General features: G+C 38.9%; 16 protein-coding genes. 6 read left to right on the top strand and 10 right to left on the bottom strand.

What is annotated here, in order from left to right; genetic code table 11:
• The first annotated feature begins 56 nt into the window (after positions 1-56).
• On the top strand, positions 57-2459 hold the full coding sequence (locus ACFPYN_RS14170; RefSeq protein ID WP_377735082.1) for an immune inhibitor A domain-containing protein: 2403 nt from the start codon (positions 57-59) through the stop codon (positions 2457-2459).
• Between the two features lie 48 nt (positions 2460-2507).
• Here the strand turns inward: ACFPYN_RS14170 and ACFPYN_RS14165 are convergent, their stop codons facing one another.
• Positions 2508-3107: a kinase gene (locus ACFPYN_RS14165; RefSeq protein WP_377735081.1), complete on the bottom strand. Its 600-nt coding sequence runs from the start codon at positions 3105-3107 to the stop codon at positions 2508-2510.
• Between the two features lie 216 nt (positions 3108-3323).
• On the opposite strand from ACFPYN_RS14165, the gene ACFPYN_RS14160 reads away from it, so the two are divergent.
• Both ACFPYN_RS14160 and ACFPYN_RS14155 read left to right on the top strand, forming a co-directional pair.
• Entirely contained in the window at positions 3324-3614 is a 291-nt protein-coding gene (locus ACFPYN_RS14160; RefSeq protein ID WP_377735080.1) for a MerR family transcriptional regulator, read from the top strand.
• A 51-nt stretch (positions 3615-3665) separates the two neighbouring features.
• Positions 3666-4130 carry an SRPBCC family protein gene (locus ACFPYN_RS14155; RefSeq protein WP_377735079.1) on the top strand — a complete coding sequence of 155 codons (465 nt, stop codon included), beginning with the start codon at positions 3666-3668 and terminating at the stop codon, positions 4128-4130.
• A gap of 216 nt (positions 4131-4346) precedes the next feature.
• On the opposite strand, the gene ACFPYN_RS14150 is transcribed toward ACFPYN_RS14155, so the two are convergent.
• Complete coding sequence (locus ACFPYN_RS14150) at positions 4347-5645, bottom strand: NCS2 family permease (protein WP_377735078.1); 1299 nt, start codon at positions 5643-5645, stop codon at positions 4347-4349.
• A gap of 221 nt (positions 5646-5866) precedes the next feature.
• Complete coding sequence (locus ACFPYN_RS14145; protein WP_377735077.1) at positions 5867-6634, bottom strand: hypothetical protein; 768 nt, start codon at positions 6632-6634, stop codon at positions 5867-5869.
• 396 nt (positions 6635-7030) lie between these two features.
• Here ACFPYN_RS14145 and ACFPYN_RS14140 point away from each other — a divergent pair, with 396 nt between their 5' ends.
• The 3 genes from ACFPYN_RS14140 (at position 7031) to ACFPYN_RS14130 (ending at position 9464) form a co-directional block, all read left to right on the top strand.
• Positions 7031-8182, top strand: a complete 1152-nt coding sequence (locus ACFPYN_RS14140) for a polysaccharide deacetylase (RefSeq protein WP_377735076.1) — start codon at positions 7031-7033, stop codon at positions 8180-8182.
• A 115-nt stretch (positions 8183-8297) separates the two neighbouring features.
• A complete protein-coding gene (locus tag ACFPYN_RS14135) occupies positions 8298-8621 on the top strand; it encodes a hypothetical protein (RefSeq protein WP_377735075.1) in 324 nt (107 codons plus the stop codon).
• Between the two features lie 174 nt (positions 8622-8795).
• A complete protein-coding gene (locus ACFPYN_RS14130) occupies positions 8796-9464 on the top strand; it encodes a TraR/DksA C4-type zinc finger protein (RefSeq protein WP_377735073.1) in 669 nt (222 codons plus the stop codon).
• A 116-nt stretch (positions 9465-9580) separates the two neighbouring features.
• Here ACFPYN_RS14130 and ACFPYN_RS14125 read toward each other — a convergent pair whose 3' ends face one another.
• From ACFPYN_RS14125 to ACFPYN_RS14095, 7 genes are all read right to left on the bottom strand, one after another.
• Entirely contained in the window at positions 9581-10609 is a 1029-nt protein-coding gene (locus ACFPYN_RS14125) for a hypothetical protein (protein WP_377735072.1), read from the bottom strand.
• Position 10610: 1 nt separating this feature from the next.
• A complete protein-coding gene (locus ACFPYN_RS14120; protein WP_377735071.1) occupies positions 10611-10943 on the bottom strand; it encodes a PadR family transcriptional regulator in 333 nt (110 codons plus the stop codon).
• Between the two features lie 520 nt (positions 10944-11463).
• Positions 11464-11871, bottom strand: a complete 408-nt coding sequence (locus ACFPYN_RS14115; protein ID WP_377735070.1) for an organic hydroperoxide resistance protein — start codon at positions 11869-11871, stop codon at positions 11464-11466.
• Between the two features lie 493 nt (positions 11872-12364).
• Positions 12365-13852 (bottom strand): glutamate synthase subunit beta, encoded by a 1488-nt coding sequence (locus ACFPYN_RS14110; RefSeq protein WP_377735069.1) that lies wholly within the window; start codon positions 13850-13852, stop codon positions 12365-12367.
• Positions 13853-13874: 22 nt separating this feature from the next.
• On the bottom strand, positions 13875-18461 hold the full coding sequence (gltB, locus tag ACFPYN_RS14105) for a glutamate synthase large subunit (protein ID WP_377735068.1): 4587 nt from the start codon (positions 18459-18461) through the stop codon (positions 13875-13877).
• 340 nt (positions 18462-18801) lie between these two features.
• Positions 18802-19617, bottom strand: coding sequence for a class I SAM-dependent methyltransferase (locus tag ACFPYN_RS14100; RefSeq protein ID WP_377735067.1), 816 nt, complete (start codon positions 19615-19617; stop codon positions 18802-18804).
• Between the two features lie 91 nt (positions 19618-19708).
• A complete protein-coding gene (locus ACFPYN_RS14095; RefSeq protein ID WP_377735066.1) occupies positions 19709-20626 on the bottom strand; it encodes an HD-GYP domain-containing protein in 918 nt (305 codons plus the stop codon).
• Positions 20627-20656: the final 30 nt, after the last annotated feature.

Here is a 20656-nt window from a genome sequence, read left to right as displayed (position 1 = left end):
ATCGTCTTAGTTTTTAGAATATTCTATTAATATTAAAAACTTTAGGAGGTTACGAGTTGAACAAGTTTTGGAAATCTAGTATTACATCTGCTTTATTTGTAGGAACTTTAATTACTGGTATGTCCGGTGGCCTTGCAAATCCGATTTCTGAAGTTCCTCTTCACCAAAAAGTCTCTCATAGTTCACATTTTGCAGGAACGATTGACCTTTCTATTGTGAACGATGAAAAATTAATTGAAGCATTAATTAAGCGTGGTGTCATTCCAGCAAATGCATCGGAAGCGCAAAAACAAAAAGGCTTACAAAACTATTTAGCTCTTAAAGGGAAAGACGATTCCAAATTAAAAGCAAGTAATGATCCCTTAGCCAAGCAAGTGAAACAAGCGGATGCGAACAAACAAAAACAAGCGAAAGAATATAATGATGGTCTTTTGAAAGGTGATGGCAAGAAAAGTGGGCACCTAAAAACACAACCGGATCCTGTTGAAGAAGGAGCTTCACCAGGTGTCGTCAAACAAGGAAAACTATTAACTTTGATGGTAGAATACTCGGACTACGAACATAACAATATCCAACCTGATGAAACAGATAACTACTACGAAGATTACAACACGAAGCATTTCGAAGATATGATTTTCGGTGATGATGGAGTAGAAGGTCCCAATGGGGAAAACTTTGTTTCTCAGAAACAATTCTACGAAGAACAATCTGGTGGTACTTATACGATTGAAGGACAAGCTTATGGGTGGTTAAAACTTCCCGGCACTGCTGCATTTTATGGAGCTGACCGAGCATCTGGAGGTCACGATAATGTTGCACCCGGTGGATCTAAAATATTAGTAAAAGATGCATATTATGCTGCACGTGCTGCAGGAATTCCATTAGAAGAATATGATTTAGAAGATTCACATGATTTTGACGGAGACGGAAACTATTGGGAACCTGATGGCTTCGTAGACCATCTTCAAATCATCCATTCAGGAATGGGGCAAGAAGCTGGTGGTGGTTCATTAGGTGATGACTCAGTATGGTCACATCGTTCTGCAGCACCAGTTGACGAAGATGGATATTTTGTAGGTAAAACTGGATTCTACGATTACACAGTTATGCCAGAAGATGGAGCAACTGGTGTATTCGCGCACGAGTATGGTCATGATTTAGGATTACCTGATGAATACGACACAGTATATTCTGGAACGGGTGAAGCAGTTGCATACTGGTCAGTTATGGCGAGTGGTTCTTGGGCTGGTAAAGTTCCAGGTACAGAACCGACTGGATTCTCTCCTTGGGCTAAACAATACTTCCAAGCAACTTTAGGTGGTGAATGGTTTGAGCCAGCCGTTGTAAACTGGGAAGATGTTTCTAAGAAAGGTACACATTTATTATTAGATCAAGCGAATTCTCCACTTGGTAAAAATAATCAAGCTGTGCGAATTAACTTACCGGGAAAAGAAACATTTGTGAATACACCTAAAACAGGAAGCTACGAATTTTGGGGTGGTCAACAAGATGAAATTGATACAAACATGGTAACAAATGTTGATTTGACTGGAAAATCTTCTGCTGAATTAACTTTCGATTCATGGTATCAAATTGAACATCAATGGGATTATGCGTTCGTGCAAGTTTCCACAGATGATGGTTCATCTTGGACTTCACTTGGCAATGAAAACACAACAAGTGACGCAGTGCCTGAAGCCTATCCAAGTATCTTAAATTCAATGCCTGGTCTAACAGGTGATTCTAATGGTTGGACTGAACAATCATTCGATTTGAGTGAGTATGCAGGACAAAACATTAAACTTCGTTTACGTTATGCAACGGATTGGGGTACTTCTGAACTAGGATTCTTTGCTGATAATGTGAAAGTAGTAGCTGATGGACAAACAATCGTAGAAGATGGTGCTGAAACAGAACCTACTTCTTTTACTTTGAATGGTTTTGAGCGTTTTAATGGGTACAAATTGATGAACCATTACTATTTGCTAGAATGGAGAAATCATGAAGGTGTAGATGCAGGTTTAGGTCATATCGCTCGTGGGGAATCGTTGATGAGCTATGACGGTGGTTTAGTTGTGTGGTATGCGGATGATAGCTATACCGATAACTGGACTGGTAATCACCCAGGTGATGGTTTCTTAGGAGTTGTTGATGCACACGCAAATTCTGATTTGCAATGGAATATCTTAAACGGCAAACCAGTACAAGCAAGTACTCGCTACCATTTAGCAGATGCAGCGTTCGGTTTGGACAAAACTTCTGGATTAAATTTGATTTATCCAACACAAACGTTGAACTATGCAAGCCAACAAGGTGTTCGTTTGTTCGATGACTCGAACTCGTACAGTAATACATTCATGCCGGATGCAGGTCGTAATTTGCAATCATATGGTCTGAAAACAACTGTAAATGGTCAAGCTGCAGATAAGTCTGTAGGATCAATCGTCATTTACAAATAAGCATGAATCCCAGTAGCATAATCGCTACTGGGATTTTTCTTTCCATTCCTACTTCCCTTTTTTTATGACCAAATCAGCCTGTTCTTTTGGACTCACAGTGCTTAAATAAAAGTCTTCTGCTTTCCAGTAGCGGTTTGTAAACTTCGAGAGATTTTCTTGGGCCTCTTCACTTTCACGAACAAATCTTTTACTTCTAGGGCAATCCAAGTACACGACTCTATCAAAGAAACGTCTCCATTCTTTTCGCTGAAGAAAAACTCCTTCAATTACAATCACACCATGCACGGGAAGTTGAATAGTTTTCAACATAGCTGTGTCTGATTCTACATCATAGAAAGGTAAATTTAGTTCACCTGATATTTTTAGGTTTCCAAATAAATTGTTGGTTAACCATTCAACATCCCATTGCAAATAATAATATTCAACCCACTCTTCATGACCTGTATGGTATCGTTTTTCACGCTCCACAATATGGTCATCTATATGAATTATTTGATATGGAATATTTTTTTCTTTTAAAATTTTACAAAGCTTTTGGGATAGCGTTGTTTTGCCAGAACGGCTTAAACCATCCAGTCCTAATATAAACCAGTCATTAATGTCATTAGATGAAATGAAATTTAACAAAGCTTCAATATGTTTCTCCAAGTGATTTGCCCCCTTATTTACAATTTTACGTTAATAATACATCTAGTCGCAAATGCACTTTTCATTTATTTATCTATAGTATTCTTTAACATAACTTAACTATTTAAAGGAATTTATATAGTCGATAACGAAGTGTGAACGATGCTCTAGAATTCATAACCGTTTGACTCTGTGGTGCACCCCATCCTTTATGATGAAGGAAGAGGAGGAACTCGTATGTATAAAATCAGGGAGTTTAGTGAATTAACTGGACTCAGTAAAGAAACTCTTCGATACTATGAACAACAACAATTACTGGAACCTGCATCTGTAGACCCTTTAAACAATTATCGCTACTATGATGATGGGTCTTATTTCTTGGCCATTCTTTTACAAAAACTTCGAAGTTTTGGCTGTACCATTCAGGAAATGAAAGATGTCATGCGAGATGAGTCATTCACCAATTTGGAAGTACTGCTCCATCAAAAGAAAGACCGTCTATCCATGGAGATCACTCAAAAACAATAAACGATTCATGAGATTGACGAATTTATTAGAACTGGGCAGGAGGAATGAAACATGAAGTGGACAGAAGAACGTCTTATTGATGCACCTATTGACTTGGTGTGGAATTTATTTGAAGAAGAACATGCTAAGCGAATCATGCCCAAAGTAGTGGAGAACCGTTGGCTCGAGAAAAAGCCAGAAGTGACGGGTTCAACCTATCAACAAACCTATCAAGAAGGCAAACGAAATGAAACATATGTAGTGGAAATCATGGAATATGAAAATACCGATCATCGTAAACACAAGCACATTCAGTTTCAACTTGCGCGTGCATTTGAAATGAACCTTGCTTTCACAATGGAAAAAGTTAGTGAACAACAAACGAAATTCACTTACTCTGGATCTAATCTTGGCATCAATTTTGTCGGTCGAGCGATGTTAAAGCTCGGCAGTAAAGTCAATGGAAATCAAGTGATTTATGATTTTTTAGACAGAGTGGAACAAGAAGCAGTGCACGATTACAAGGTTCTTACTTGATAAATAGTTACACATAAGAAAATCGCCTTCTAGCTCGACACAGGCGCTGGAAGGATGAAAGGCAAATCGCCTTTCTGACCCCTTAAAGCGTTCCCGCGAGCTGGCGCTAAGCTAGACATAGCATAGCTACACTAAGTTCAAGGGTGTAGCTTGGAGAACTTATACTTTCTTATATCAATACAAAACGCACCCGCTTTCGCAGGTGCGTTTTTGTATTTAGGCTACGACGTGAAATACGAAATTCATCAGGAATAACCCTGCGATTACGTAGAGTGTCGGTGAAACCTCTCGCCATTTTCCAATCGCAATCTTCAAGATTGGGTACAAGATAAATCCGATAGCAATACCATCAGCAATGCTGTACGTAAATGGAATCATGGCAACGATAAAGAGTGCAGGAAAACTTTCACTTAAGTCTTTTAACTCTAAGTTTCGAATGTTCTGCAGCATCAAGCTACCAATGATGATGAGAATCGGAGCAATGGCACTGTCAGGAATTAGCTTAATCACTGGAATAAAAAATGCAGCTACCAAAAATAGTAGACCTGCAATTACCGTTGTAAGTCCAGTACGCCCTCCCGCAGCCATACCTGCACCACTTTCGACAGCTGCTACAGTTGGACTTGTGCCGAAAATTCCAGATGTCATGGCCGAAACCGAGTTCGCTTGAAACGCACGACTAAATCGATCTGTCCGATTAATAAACGAAACTTGGCCATGCACAATACCTATGTTTTCAAACACGATCACCATAGTAAGTGAGAACACTGCTATCCAAAACGTCATGGACCAGAAATTGTCGAACGATAGTGCGCCGAATGATTGAAATGCTTCAGTTACTCCAAAAGATCCACTTTCTGACTGATTGAAATCAATCAATCCAAAAAATGATGCAATGACAGTTCCAACCACAATTGTAATGAGGAAGTTTCCTGGAACATTGCGAATAAAAAGCACAATTGCGACGAGGAAAGTTAAAATCGTTGCAAGTACTTGGGGTTCCCCAAAAGAACCAAGAGCCAAAATGGAACTTGTGCCTTTTTCAACGATACCGCCTTTTTCGAGACCGATAAGCATCAAAAACAAGCCAAGACCTACCGTAATCGCCTCTTTCAAAGATTGCGGTACAGCTGCGTTCAGCATTTCCGAAAAAGGCGTAAACGCTATAAACACAAAAATAACGCCTGATACGAAAACGACTGCTAATGCTTCCTGCCAGGACAAGCCCATCGATTGGACCATCGTATAAGAAAACAGTGCATTGATTCCCATGCCGGGTACTAGCAGAATGGGTACGTTACCCCAAAACCCCATGATGAGACATCCAAATACGGATGCAGCAATCGTTGCGACAATTGCCGCTTCAATCGGCATACCCGCTTCAGAAAGGATAAGTCCATTCACAGCGATAATATAAACCACCGTAAAAAACCCAATGAGCCCCGCCAAAAGTTCTCGCTTTACTGTCGTTCCGTTCGCTTTAAGACCGAAAATACGGTCAATCAAATTCAACATTTCTTCAACCTTCTATAAAATTAGCCCTCACCCAACCCGCTCTTCCTGATAAACAGGTGAGCCATAAAGGATTTTAATCATTATTAGGTGAGCTGTCAATCCTTTAGGTTGGTTATCTGGAAATATTGAGTCGTTTTATTAAGGCGAAATTCTATTGATAGTTTCTCACATTATGTAAAAAAGACGTTACTTTTTCTTAGTAACGTCTTCTTCCTTCACACTCATTGCAGATTTTTCTCATTGTCTTTTTCTTTAGCTTCTTTTTGTTTAATCAATAAATGTGTAAGTGATTGATCAGTCCCAGGCATTAATTTGGTGAAATAAGAAGTTGCGTAGTTGTAGCCAGTATCTATTTTCTCTGCCAGATAATTGGTTCTTTCGAAAAGAGTAGCTCGAAAATAATCGATTTGTCTTAAAATCTTCTCTGTCAACGCCTCTTGGTTTTCTAGTCGATTTAAAACTACTAGTTGATTATCTGCTTGCTCAGAAATTTGTTGGGATAGCTGATTTTGCATATCTAGTTGCTCATCCACTTTTATATCAAGTTGCTCGTTTGCCAATCCGTATTTATCTAACTTACTGACAACCTCTGCATTTGAATGGTTCAAGGTATCCATGTATTGCTTCATTTCTTCTTTAAAAACCACTTCATCTTTTATCGTCATTTGAATTGTCGAATTTTTTTCATCTAATTTTTCTAACCAAGACAGCACTTGATTATCAACTTTTTCATGTTGGAAATTTAATTTCTTTTGTTCACTAATTCCGTTGTGAAGAAACTTGAACTGCCTAGTTTGTCTATTTGCTTGCTTATGATACAAGTCTTTCAGTTCACTTAATGATTTTTGTAATGTTTCATTAGCTATTTGTTGTTCTTCTATCAAATCAGCCGTGTGATTTTTTCTGAAAAACCCTTGGTTAGAATCAATAATTTGTCCATTATTCTTAAAAACATCTGGATGCTTATCGTTATTAATAAATAAACCCATCGTTATTTAGCCCCCCCTTCTTGCATACTTTGTTTTATCTTATGCAACTCACTTTCAAGAGGGCATTCATCTTGGGGAGAAAGTCATTTTCACTATCGGGCGTGGGTAAATTTATAATAAGAAAAGCGCCTTCTAGCTCGACACCGGCGCTGGAAGGATGAAAGGCTAATCGCCTTTCTGACCCCATAAAGGGGCCCGCGAGCTGGCGCTTGGGACATAGCTAGTCCAAGTTCCAAGGTGTTACTTGAAAAAACTTATTCTATCTTCAAAAAATCCAATTTCCTTCATTGTATCCCTGCAAAAATTTGAGCAATATTTTTTTGATAAAACCGAAACTATCTTAAGACCTTCTTTCATACATTAGGTGAAGAAGACTGATAGTTAAAGGGGCTACTTATGATGAAATTAAAATTCCAAGTGTTGTTCTTTCTAATCATTTCCATCTCAATTTTTGCTTTTCCAACTCACAGTGAAGCAGATTCCCACCGCTATATTGCTTTACACGATCGAGTATTGACGTTCGAAAAGAATGAAGTTCGTCTTGTAAACGCGCAGATGGTCGTACCATTCGAAAAAATGGCGCGTTACTTGTATGCTGACATTGTTAAAACTAAGGATTTGATTACCATCACAAAAAATAATACGTCCATTACCTATAATCTCCTGACGAATGAAACGACGGTCAACCAAACCGTTATTATGAATAATGCCGTGCAAATGATTGACAATGTCCCCTACATCTCTATACGATTTCTAGGCGAATCAACAGGATTCAAAGTAGATTATTTATCTACTTTTCTTACCGCAAGACTGTATTCAGATAAACACCCCCACCTAAGCAATTCTGAATTTATTCTTAAAGTGAAGGCTTCAAAACCAGCTATTCCTGCTCCAAAACCTATATCAACTGCACCTACAAGGAAACCCATCGTCTACTTAACGTTTGATGATGGTCCAAATCGGTATACTACTGAGCATTTACGGATTTTAAAAGAATATAAAGTAAAAGGGACGTTCTTTTTTGTAGGAAATCAAATTTCGAGTTATAAATCTGTGACCAAGCAAGCCTTTTCAGAAGGACACTACCTTGGACTTCATAGTATGTCGCACGAACGGAAAAAAGTTTACGAAACTCCGCAAGCTTTTCTTGAAGAAATGAACCAGGTAAACGGCTTGATTAAGAACTTGACTGGACATACATCTGCCCTCGTGCGTGCTCCTTATGGCAGTAAACCATACGTGACACCATCTATGCGTAAATTGCTAAAGGACCAGGGATACAAGTTATGGGACTGGGATGTGGATACCCAGGACTGGCAGATACAAGAAGCGAATTTCCAACAAATCCTTGCCAATGTGAAGGCGGGTGTGGAAAAAGCCCGACTTGCAAAGGATCAACATATTGTCGTTTTGCTCCATGACCGTGTACAAACAACAAAAGCTTTGCCAGGAATTATTACTTGGCTCCAAAAACAAGGATATTCTATCCAACCATACAACCCAAGTCTTCATGTCACTCAAAATTTTTGGCATGATAAAAAACTGTAATAACTACCATTTACTTATAGAAGTTTAATTGTTCTCTAAGGTAAATAATGTTAATATTGTAAGGAGCGAATAATTCTGAATAGTAAGTATTTACTGAAAGGAGAAGGAGGATTTTATGAATAAATTCTTCACATTACTTGTAACGGTAGTGATTTTAGGCATAGTCAATTTGCTTACTGCATACATGTTCAATTTAAATTTCGTTGACGTTTCCATCCCTTTTGGAATCGTAGCCATATTTATTACGTATATATTTACTAATAAAGGTAATGCCATTAGTCGACAAATGGATATGCAAATTCAAGGCGAAACGGGTATACGAATGGCATTTGCCAATCGTGTTGCTAGCCACTCTTTTGTTTTTATAGGATCTATTGTTTATTTTTCTCTTTCTCTTCTTACAACATTTTTCACATATAAAGATTATTTCATCAGCTAAATTCACTTTGCCAAGTTTAATAGAGTAAGCCTTTTTTGTTGATTTGCTCATCTAATAGACGCAATCATATCTTTTTTATCATTTTCCCTTTAAGATTCGTTCATTTGGTCAAAGCTATAATAACTCTTGTTTAACACAAAACAGGATTGACTAAATTGAAGGACGTGATCTTCTATGCTTACGGAAAAACAAAACTCCACGTTAAAGAAATTACTTTTGGAACAAAAAGTTCAATTGGAGAGACATGAGGACAATGCATTCTTAGAGAAAGGCAGTCTCCGTGATACGACTGCCGAACTATCAACAGTCGATAACCACCCTGCTGATTTAGGAACAGAGCTATATGAACGTGAGAAAGATATGGCGATTCACGTTCATGAACACTCTGAATTAGAAAAAGTGAATAATGCCTTAGTTGCTATGAAAAATAGCACGTATGGAGTTTGTGATGAGTGTGGCGAAGACATTCCTTACGAACGCTTAGAAGCTGTGCCGTATACTACCCACTGTATCGAACATGCAGATAATACGATTGCTCAAGATCGACCTGTCGAAGAACAAATCCTGCTTCCAGCAAACGACAACTCTTTTGCAGAACGTCATACTAGAGACGGTGTCAGAGATTATGAGGACAGTTTTCAAGAAGTTGCACAGTACGGCACATCTGAAACACCATCCGATTTTGAAGGTGATCATAGTGACTACAACGAGTTATATGACGATGAAAACGAAGAAGGCGTGGATGAAGAAGTGGATTCATTGCATATCACCTCAATTGGAGGTGACAACAAAGAAATTTCTCTCGCCGAACAAGAAGAAGCCATACGCAATGATTACTTATAAATAACTTCAGTAACTTATTGAATATAAATAAACGACCACAAAGAAATTATTTTCTTCGTGGTCGTTCCTTTCTACTGTTCCAAAAACTATCTTAGACTAGTGAAAATTCCATATTTTCACTTAGAAATCACGCGGGTTAATAACGTTTCCCTGGATTTATGAGCTTTACGGAACCCTTCAAATATATCGATACTAATAATGATAACAACTGTCAAAATGATAGATTGGTAAGCCCAATTTTTCATTTGATTAGTTATGTTCAATAGGTTGTTCACGTAGTTAGAGAAGCTGTCATTCCATACCTGTTGGTTGCTGAAAATAATGATAAAAACAACTAGGGATACGACTTGCACGACCGTATTTGCTATCGCAACTTTATGGGTCCACCGCCTTTCCATTCCTTTGAAAATAGCCAATGCCACTTCCAAAGTAATTACAAGGACAATTAATAGCCAAAATGACAATAATACTTCTTGATTAAACGTAGGTGTTACTAATATCTTGCCATCTGGATGATTTTCATAAATGCCTACTAATTTTGAAGCATTGAAGTAAACTGTTGCCCAAATTGCCGTCCATAAAAGACTTGCAAAGACATGCCATTTTTTAATGCGTACGTTTTGCGGAATGGTAGAAACGTTTTTCAAATCTTCCGGTGTCCACTTTTTGAAATTCATCGTCACAGGTATTTGATCTGACACCTTTTCTGTTCTCTCAATGACAGCAAAGACCAACGTAATCCAAAATGTTGCTTGCATGGCGGTGCTCAATAGTTGCCAGATTCCCTGTCCGAGGATGGTTAGAATAATTGTCGATAGTGCCTTTTCATTAGACATAGTTGCAATGGTTTCACCAACCAAGCTAATGAACGCAATGATCATAGCAATTGGTAATACGATTTTCAGTACACTCACATATACGTCAAAATATTTAGGCCCAATCAAATGCATCGGTCGATCTAAATAACCACTTGCCATTACAGAAGGATTACCAAGTTGCACCAACACTTGTTTGACTTCAGCTTCAGTGGGCTCAGCCGGTAGCATATCTTCAATCGTCGACTGCAGCTCAAGAGCAATGTCTTCGCGATTCTTCACAGGCAATCTGCGCGTCACTTCATAAATATACAAGTCGATTAACTTCATTTTAATCCTCTCCTTTCAGTAGTAAATACAGTTCATGCGAAGTTTTTTCCCATTCACTTTTCAATTGATGGTAAATTTCAATTCCGAATTCACTTAAGACATAGTAGCGACGGGGTCTGCTTTCAGAGGTATCCCACGTACTTGTTACAAGCTCCTGCTTTTCCAATCTACGGAGCAATGGATAAAGCGTACTTTGATCGATTGTAATGCCGCACCTTTCTAAACGTTGCACTAGCGAATAACCATATTGGGGCGTCCGCAATTGACTTAATACAGCCAGAGTCAATGTACCTCTGCGCAATTCCGTTGTTAAAGAGTTTAATAATGCACTCATTTATCCACCTCTTTTTACTGTATGATATACACTATCATTATACTGTGTATAATACAGTATAATAACATCTTTTTCAAATTAGGATTTATTAAAAATCAATTGCGCAAAATCGCACGAGCAGATTGAAATTGTAGGCTATCGTTATGTGACGGTTTCTGATAATAGCGTCGATTTGGTAGATTTCTTTGAAGAAAAGCTTGGAATAGCTATTGCTATGCTAAAAAAATGATTATTATCTAAAATAATTGGCTCTAGTATTGGAAAACCGGTGAACAAATGCCAGAAATGCCCCTGCTAATTTAGTTGCATCATGATGACATAGTTGAATTTGGTCATTACGCTACTTTTAAATCTCCCGCAAATTTCAAAATGATACACCTTCATTTTTTAAGGGTAACTGTCTTATTTGGAACACGGCAAAAGAAAAATCGACCCTACTTCTGTATTCGAAGTAGGGTCAATTTACGTTTAACGATATAATAGGAGTGGGATTATCGTATGCAAGTTAGCAAAAAAAGTTCTACGCGATTCTGCTTTCAACATCTACCGTAATGTTATCTTTTATAGCGCGTGAATATGGGCATACTTTGTGTGCAGCTTCTACAAGCTTTTGAGCGACTTCCATTTCTACATCACGGACAAGAACATCCAGTTTGACGGAAAGTGAATAACCTTCAGCTCCTTGGTGCAATGTAACATGTGCAGTGACTTCTGATCCACCGTGTTTTATTTTTTCTTGTTGTGCCACTAAATTTAAAGCAGAATCGAAACAAGCAGCATAACCCGCCGCAAATAGTTGTTCGGGGTTTGTTGTCTCTTTTTTTACACCAGGCATCGCTAGGGCAATATCAAGTACGCCATCCTCGGAACGAATGCGTCCTTCACGTCCCCCAATTGCCGTTACTGTCGCTGTAAATAGTTCTTTCATTTATATTCCTCCTCATTCACATCTTTCGTATGAATACCTTACATTTATCAAATCAGTAAACACTACAGAACTATTCTTGCCTCTTTTACGCTTTCTTATCCATAAGATTTAATCCTGAACGTTGGAAGCAAGTTCACCCATAAAAAACTATAGGACAACGATTCCAAGTAGACCCTCCTACACTCTCATCCCAATTCCGAATAAGCTTGGCAGCCTTGTGTGCACTCGACGTAGCAATAACTCTGTAGAACTTGAGATAATGTTGGAAGAAATAAGTTATTCACTTGTTCCTCAAAAGCGTTTGTTAGCAGTTGAAGGAAATTGCCGATTATGCTGTATTCCTTCCAATCGATGAAGGCAAGGCGCAGACCAAGCACTAGTTCTAGATGGGACTACACAGCTCCATACGTCTATTCTTAACAATAAAAAAGTAGTGTCCTTCTAATTAAGAAGGGCACTACTTTTTTTCGAACAAAATCCACACTTATTCTTCTTAAGGCAGTACAGTTGCACCCATCAAGTAACGATCGCATTCTCTCGCTACTTCACGTCCTTCGTTGATTGCCCATACAATCAGACTTTGCCCACGACGCATGTCACCGGCTGAAAAGACCCCTTCAACATTGGTTACATACTTTCCATACTCTGCTTTAACCGTAGAGTTTGTGTTTGTTTCAATGTTTAACTGTTGTAGAAGTCCTTGTTCTGGACCACTAAATCCAATTGCAAGCAAGACCATTTCTGCTGGCCATATTTTTTCTGTACCCGGTATTTCTTCACGGATACGATTGCCTTCTTGGTCGATGCGAAGTTTTACATTAATCGTATGCACTTCTTTTACATGACCATTGTCATCTCCAACAAATTTGGTAGTTTGTACAGCATAGGCACGTGGATCTTCACCAAATTTACTAGCCGCTTCTTTTTGGCCATACTCAATACGGTGAATCACCGGGTATTGAGGCCATGGGTTGCCAAGTTCATCACGGATTGATCCTTTTTGATCGTAAATATCGAACTGCGTTAAGCTCTGGCAATTATGTCTGACTGCAGTTGCTAGACAATCAGTTCCCGTGTCCCCGCCACCAATGACAATGACGTTTTTTCCTTTAGCTGACAAATACATACCATCTTTAAGATTTGAGTCGAGCAAGCTTTTCGTGTTGGCATGCAGGAAATCCATTGCATAATGAATACCTTTTAAATCGCGACCCTCGACTTGAACATCACGATGTATCGTTGCGCCCCCACATAAAATGGTTGAATCAAATTCTTGATTGAGCTTTTCAATAGGGTAGTTCTTCCCTACTTCTGTATTTGTAACAAACGTGATTCCTTCTTGCTCAAGCAATTGAACACGACGCTGAACCATTTCATAAGGTAACTTCATTTCAGGGATTCCGTAAGTCAATAAGCCTCCAACACGGTCATTACGTTCAAAAACCGTGACCCAGTGGCCCGCTTTATTGAGTTGTGCTGCTGCTGCAAGTCCAGCGGGTCCTGACCCAATGACCGCGACTTTTTTGCTAGTTCGTTTTTCTGGTGGCTCAGGAATGACCCAACCTTCTTCAAAGCCTTTTTCAATAATGGCACGTTCAACTGTACGGATGGCAACAGGAGGCTCGTTAATACCAAGCACACAAGCCCCTTCACACGGTGCTGGACAAGCTGCACCTGTGAATTCTGGGAAGTTATTCATCTCATGCTCACGCTTCAATGCTTCTTTCCATTGTCCTTGATAGACGAGGTCATTCCACTCAGGTATTAAGTGATAGACGGGACAACCTGTTGTCACACCATTAATTTCAGTACCTGTATGGCAAGTAGGCACGCCACAATCCATACAACGTGCACCTTGTTGTTTAATTTCTGCTTCCGACATTGGCGACGTGTAGTCATTCCAATCCTTTGATCGCTCAAGTGGATCGCGTTCACGTTGCGATTGACGTTCATACTCCATAAATCCCGTCGGCTTTCCCATTACACCCCTCCTTTAGTCGTCATTATTTTGCTGCTTCAAATTCTTTGTTGCTCTCATCAAACGCAGTCATTTGTGCATCAAATTTGGTTAATCCGCTATCTTGAAGCGCTTTAATTCGATCATTAATTTTCAAGTAAGATTTCGGTATTACACGCACGAATTGGGAAGAATACTTTTCCCAGTAAGTCAAAATACGTTTGCCGTGCCCACTATTCGTATAGGCCACATGCTTTTCGATCATATTGTATACGTCCTTTAATTCTTCTTTATTTTCTATAGGTTGGATATGAACAAGTTCTGCATTACATTTTGAGTTAAATGATCCGTCTTCATCAAAGACATACGCGACCCCACCCGACATTCCTGCAGCAAAGTTTCTTCCAGTTGAACCTAGAACGACGACTTTCCCGCCCGTCATATATTCACAGCCATGGTCACCTACACCTTCAACTACCACGTTTGCCCCGCTGTTACGGACGCAGAAACGCTCTCCTGCGATTCCTTGGATGTAAGCTTCTCCAGCGGATGCTCCGTAGAAAGCAACGTTCCCAATAATGATGTTTTTCTCAGGTTGGAAAGTAACAACTGGATCTGGATGGACAATTATTTTCCCTCCAGACAACCCTTTTCCAACAAAGTCATTTGAATCTCCGACTAATCTGAGCGTTATTCCCCGGGGAATAAATGCACCAAAACTTTGACCAGCAGACCCTTTAAGCGTTAAACGAATCGTATCTTCAGGCAACCCTTTTTCGCCGTAGCGTCTCGTTATTTCACTACCGAGCATCGTTCCTGTTACACGGTTAATATTACGAATAGCCGTTGTAAACTCGACAGGTTCCTGTTTTTCGATTGCGTTTTTACAAATTGGAATCAGTTCTTGGAAATCGAGCGTTTTCTCTAATTCATGATCTTGATCGCGAGAATGATAACGTCCTACTTTAGCTGGCAGATCCGGTGAATAAAGTAGGGCTGATAGGTCGATGTCTTTCGCTTTCCAATGATCTATCGCTTCGTTTACTTCAAGAGCATCTGTACGTCCAACCATTTCGTTTATCGTTCTAAAACCAAGTTCAGCCATAAGCTCTCTCGTTTCAGTTGCAATAAAACGCATGAAGTTAGCAACATGTTCCGCATCCCCTGTAAACTTCTTACGTAACTCAGGGTTCTGAGTCGCAATACCAACTGGACAAGTATCTAAATGGCAAACTCGCATCATCACACAGCCAAGTACAACAAGCGGTGCTGTTGAGAATCCATACTCTTCAGCTCCTAGCAATGTGGCTAATACCACATCTCTTCCTGTCATCATTTTGCCATCTGTTTCGATGACTATACGGTCACGAAGGCCATTTAACAGAAGTGTCTGATGAGTTTCTGCTAAACCAATCTCCCATGGTAAACCCGTATGCTTCAAACTCGTTCGAGGCGCTGCACCTGTTCCTCCGTCATAGCCACTGATTAGTACTAGGTCTGCTCGCCCTTTTGCAACACCGGCTGCAATCGTTCCGACACCTACAGCAGATACTAATTTAACGCTAACACGTGCTCTTGGATTAGCATTTTTCAAATTATAAATCAGTTCAGCAAGATCTTCGATTGAATAAATATCGTGATGTGGTGGTGGTGAAATTAGTTCCACACCAGGGGTTGAACCACGCACTTCTGCAATCCATGGATACACTTTTTTCCCAGGAAGATGTCCACCTTCACCAGGTTTTGCCCCTTGTGCCACCTTAATTTGAATCTCATCTGCATTGACAAGGTAATGACTTGTTACACCAAAGCGACCAGATGCCACTTGCTTGATTGAACTACGTCTTGAATCGCCATTTGGGTCTGGTGTAAAACGATCGATATCTTCTCCACCTTCACCTGTGTTACTTCTTCCTCCGACACGATTCATAGCAACTGCTAAAGCTTCATGTGCTTCTTTAGAAATAGAACCATATGACATAGCACCGGTTTTGAAACGTCGACAAATAGCCTCAACGGATTCAACTTCTTCAATTGGCACTGATGCTAGCTTTTTAAATTTCAAGAGTCCACGGAGCGATTGTAAGTTTGTTGTTTCATCCGTCAACATTTTCGTATATTTCTTAAAGACGTCATAGTTATTTGTTCGACAAGCATTTTGGAGGGTGTGAATCGTACTTGGGTTGTATTGATGATCTTCACCGTTTGCACGGTATTGGAATTCATCTCCCGAGTCTAACGTTTGATTGCTTCCTCGATTTTCACCAAATGCCATTTCATGACGCATGAGCACTTCTTTTTCAATCATATTGATGCCAATTCCACCTAAACGTGATGATGTTCGTGTGAAATATTTATCAATCACATCCATATGAATCCCTACCGCTTCAAAAATCTGAGCTCCTCGATAACTTTGAATCGTTGAAATCCCTATTTTAGAGAGAATTTTAATGACACCGTCTGTTACTGAATACATATACTTTCCAACCGCTTTATCGAATGATTCGATGTTAATTTCGCCTTTATCTATCAAGTCGCGAATAGAATCAAACGCTAAATAAGGATTAATTCCTTCAGCTCCATAACCCAGAAGCGTCGCAAAGTGATGCACTTCTCTCACTTCACCCGATTCAAGCAATATGCTGACTTTCGTTCGAGTTCCTTGACGAATCAAATGGTGATGTAACCCAGAAACAGCTAGAAGCGCTGGAATTGCCGCTTGATGTTCAGTCACACTACGATCAGATAAAATCAACAGAGTCGTGCCGTCTTCTACTGCCTTATCAGCTTTCTCAAACAAACTATCGAGAGCTTTTTCCATGTTATTTTCGCCCTCTTTTGCTTCAAAAAGGGTAGAGAACGTCATCGTTTTAAATCCATCTAATTTTTGTATGCGAATTTTTTCTAATTGACTGTTTGTTAGTACAGGCGTTTTAAGTCGAATATGCCTACAGCTAACTTGAGTTGGATTAACCAAGTTTCCTTCAGCACCTATAGTTGTATCAGTCATCGTAATGATTTTCTCACGAATCGCATCGATTGGTGGATTCGTTACTTGTGCAAATAACTGTTTAAAGTAGTTGTACAGCAATTGAGGTTTTTTAGATAACACAGCCAGTGGTGAATCATAACCCATTGAGCCGACCGGATCTTTCCCTTCAGTCACAAGAGGTTTAATGATTTTATTTAGTTCTTCTCGAGTATAACCAAACGCTAATTGTTGCTTTAATAGCTGTTCCCCGACATGGACTGGGGGTTGCTCAAGCGCCTCTGGAATATCTTCTAAATCCGTCATATTAGTAAGCCATTCTTTATATGGTTGTTCTGACGCAATTTGAAGTTTAACTTCATCATCTGGAATAATCGTTCCTTTTTCCAAATCGACTAGAAGAATTTTGCCTGGTGCTAGTCTTTCTTTATATTCAATATCATCTGCGAAAATATCCAAGGCTCCTACTTCAGAACCTAGAACAATCATGCCGCTTTTCGTTACATAATAACGAGCCGGTCTTAATCCATTGCGATCCAGACACGCTGCAATTTGATTTCCGTCAGTGAATACGAGGGCAGCAGGGCCATCCCATGGCTCCATTAACGTACTATGATATTCATAAAAATCGCGTTTTTCTTCTTTGATGTTTTTATCATTTGCCCAAGGCTCAGGTACCATCATCATGGCTGTATGTGCCAGGGAACGTCCAGATAGGTGTAAAAACTCGAAGCAGTTATCAAACATAGATGAGTCACTGCCGTCCGAATCGATGACAGGTAACACTTTTTGTAAATCTTCAGAATTAAAAAATTCAGATTCACACATTTGCTCACGTGCGCGCATCCAGTTAACGTTGCCTCGTAACGTATTAAATTCTCCATTGTGGATGGTATAACGATTAGGGTGTGCTCGCTTCCAGCTCGGGAAGGTATTGGTACTAAAACGGGAATGCACGAGTGCTAGTGCGGATTTATAGTCAGGATGGTTTAGATCGATGTAAAACGAATCGAGTTGTTCGGGAATCAACATGCCTTTGTAGACAATGGTACGCGTAGATAAACTACTGATGTAAACATCTTCATACCCTTCCATACTTGCAATCTCTTTCTCAATACGTTTTCGAATAATGTAAAGTTTGCGCTCAAAATCTAATTGGTTTTTAATATCTTCGCTTACTTTTATAAAAACTTGTCTAATCGTTGGCTTTGTTTTCGATGCCACTTTCCCAACAAATGAATCATTAATTGGAACAGGACGCCAGCCTAGAAATATTTGGCCTTCTTCAGCTATAATTCGTTCAAAAACTTCTTTGCTTTTCATTCGAGTGTCGTGATCTTTTGGTAAAAACACCATTCCAACACCATAATCGCCAGCACTCGGCAAATAGATGTTTTCTTTCTCACATTGTTTTTGGAAGAAACGATGTGGAATTTGCGTTAAAATACCGGCCCCATCCCCTGTGCTTGTATCAGAAGATTGACCTCCTCGATGCTCCATATTACATAAGATGGTAACCGCGTGTTGAACGATACTATGTGTCTGCTTACCATTAATATTTGCAATCATTCCAATCCCACAAGCTTCGTGCTCTTGCTCAGGATCGTATAAACCTTGCGAAACAGGGTATCCATTCTTTGACATGACAACGTCCCCTCTCTAGTAATCTGCTGAAAGTTGTTCATTTTTCATGAAGGGATTCTTCACAGTTCACTATCAATTTTGAATTAGTATATCATAAAAACGTCTTTAACATAAAATTCTGATAAAAAATAATTTGTATTTTTATAGGTATTAGTGAATGAAAACGCTACCAATTTTATTGAGTTATCCTCTAATTACTCGGTTAATCCCTAGCAAGAACAAGCTTTCCTATCTAATTCAAACAAAATATCTTAACATTAAATATATTATAAAAAATCATCATTTATGCAAAACAAAAAACCCTCACTTTGTAGTGAAGGGTTTTTGTATATGTAGAAATTTACTTTTCTTTTTTCCTACCTATGTAAAGTAGGTGAGAAGATTGTCCAAGAATATAAGGATCTCCTGCTTTTTCAATAAGTAGCTGTATTATTTTTTCTACCTCTTGTTCTCCCTTGTCTCTCCAGTAATTCCAATGGTCATTATTTAAAATTGCACCTACATTTGAACCGATCAATTCCAAGGTTTCAAAGCCTTGCCTTTCCATAAACGGTTGAATGTCATCAATATTAAAATAATAAGCACCTGTAAAACGATTTTCATCTGCGTGGTTAAAACACCCTGTCTTAGAAAATTGAGTGATCGAGTCCATATTATTATGAGGTTTCCAGTTTTCTGGAGACATGAGAGATGAAAAAATGTGTTTGGTTCTCGACATAAAGGCCACAAAAACAATTCCGTTTTTTTTTGTTACGCGATTTAATTCTTTTACTGCTTTAATCTGATCGTTCTCTTCCTGTAAATGATACATAGGACCAAGCATTAAAGACGCATCAAACTGATCATCTTTAATGTCACTTAGATCTCTAGCATCAGCAACATAGAATCCATTAAATTGTTCAGTTAAATCGAGTTCCTGTGCTTTTCTTTCAGCAATTCCGACTAATTTTGGCGTTAAATCTGTCACAGTTACTGTATAGCCCTCTTTTGCTAATCCCATAGCATATTTCCCTGGACCAGCGCCGTTATCCAACACATGACCTTTTGTGGGCAAATATTTTTTGATAAAGTGTGAGTTCACTTGAAATTCGATAGGTTCTCGATCAAGTCTTCCCCATTCGTCGAAATTACTGTAGTAATTAATTACGTTGCTCATCCAAACTCACCTTCACCCCATTATTTTTCACAAATAAAAGAAGCATTAAAGGGATTTTGACTCTTTAAATGCTTCTAAATAATATGCTCTGTTAACTTATGTGAGGGATTTTCCCATCATCTTTTAATACCTCTTCAAATGCCTCTACGACTTGCTTGTCATAATGAGTACCCACGAGCTTTTTAATTTCATTTAGTGCAAACTGGGGTTCAAATGCTTTCCGGTAAGGACGATCTTCTGTCATCGCGTCAAACGAATCACTAACTGCGATAATGCGGGATTCCAAAAGGATTTGATCACCTATTAACCCGTATGGATAGCCACTCCCGTTTAAACGTTCATGGTGTTGTTCAATGATAGGCGTGATGCCTTCATAATTACTTCCTTTAACGATTTCAACTCCATCAACGGGATGCTTTTTCACAATAGAAAATTCTTCCTCCGTAAGAAAAGATGGTTTATTTAAAATATCTTCAGGAATATTTATTTTCCCAATATCATGTAAAAATGATGCGGTATTAATATTATGGACTTGGTCAGTATTCAAATTCAATTTTTTGGCAATTTTCACTGCGTTATTAGCTACGCGATCACTGTGCCTATATGTATAGTTATCTTTTAATTCCACTTTCTTTACTATGTCCATAAGAGAAGATATTTGATTTCTCACCGAATCAAATATAGGTTCCGTAGTAACCCAAAGCAAAGTAACATTTGACAATGTAGTAAAGTGAATAGGACCAAGTAGACCTTTAGCTGAGAAATAATCTTGGGGACCTAAAAATACCTTTTGGTTATCAACTTCGCAAACGACTTCTCCGGATAGGATAAGATAAAATTCCATAACCTCCGGGTTATCAGAAGGATAAATATAAAACAATTTATCTTTTTCAATTGATTGTAACAATACTTCTGTCCCGTCTCCACGAGTTAATAAGCTAATATCATTATTATTAAATTTAACTCTTTCCAGAGACGAACCCTTTTTCCCAATCTTAAATCCTCTCACCTTTTCACCCCAAATACGTATATAAAAAAG

It is taken from the genome of Paenisporosarcina macmurdoensis (genome assembly GCF_042658845.1).
Taxonomy (GTDB): Bacteria; Bacillota; Bacilli; order Bacillales_A; family Planococcaceae; genus Paenisporosarcina; species Paenisporosarcina macmurdoensis.
This window is presented reverse-complemented; position numbering and strand designations above follow the sequence as displayed.

What these genes read in the sequence shown, in the direction of transcription:
- ACFPYN_RS14160 (WP_377735080.1), top strand. Translation starts at nt 3,324, where the DNA reads ATGTATAAAATCAGGGAGTTTAGTGAATTAACTGGACTCAGTAAAGAA.
- ACFPYN_RS14155 (WP_377735079.1), top strand. Translation starts at nt 3,666, where the DNA reads ATGAAGTGGACAGAAGAACGTCTTATTGATGCACCTATTGACTTGGTG.
- ACFPYN_RS14150 (WP_377735078.1), bottom strand. Translation starts at nt 5,645, where the DNA reads ATGTTGAATTTGATTGACCGTATTTTCGGTCTTAAAGCGAACGGAACG.
- ACFPYN_RS14145 (WP_377735077.1), bottom strand. Translation starts at nt 6,634, where the DNA reads ATGGGTTTATTTATTAATAACGATAAGCATCCAGATGTTTTTAAGAAT.
- ACFPYN_RS14140 (WP_377735076.1), top strand. Translation starts at nt 7,031, where the DNA reads ATGATGAAATTAAAATTCCAAGTGTTGTTCTTTCTAATCATTTCCATC.
- ACFPYN_RS14135 (WP_377735075.1), top strand. Translation starts at nt 8,298, where the DNA reads ATGAATAAATTCTTCACATTACTTGTAACGGTAGTGATTTTAGGCATA.
- ACFPYN_RS14130 (WP_377735073.1), top strand. Translation starts at nt 8,796, where the DNA reads ATGCTTACGGAAAAACAAAACTCCACGTTAAAGAAATTACTTTTGGAA.
- ACFPYN_RS14125 (WP_377735072.1), bottom strand. Translation starts at nt 10,609, where the DNA reads ATGAAGTTAATCGACTTGTATATTTATGAAGTGACGCGCAGATTGCCT.
- ACFPYN_RS14120 (WP_377735071.1), bottom strand. Translation starts at nt 10,943, where the DNA reads ATGAGTGCATTATTAAACTCTTTAACAACGGAATTGCGCAGAGGTACA.
- ACFPYN_RS14115 (WP_377735070.1), bottom strand. Translation starts at nt 11,871, where the DNA reads ATGAAAGAACTATTTACAGCGACAGTAACGGCAATTGGGGGACGTGAA.
- ACFPYN_RS14110 (WP_377735069.1), bottom strand. Translation starts at nt 13,852, where the DNA reads ATGGGAAAGCCGACGGGATTTATGGAGTATGAACGTCAATCGCAACGT.
- gltB (WP_377735068.1), bottom strand. Translation starts at nt 18,461, where the DNA reads ATGTCAAAGAATGGATACCCTGTTTCGCAAGGTTTATACGATCCTGAG.
- ACFPYN_RS14100 (WP_377735067.1), bottom strand. Translation starts at nt 19,617, where the DNA reads ATGAGCAACGTAATTAATTACTACAGTAATTTCGACGAATGGGGAAGA.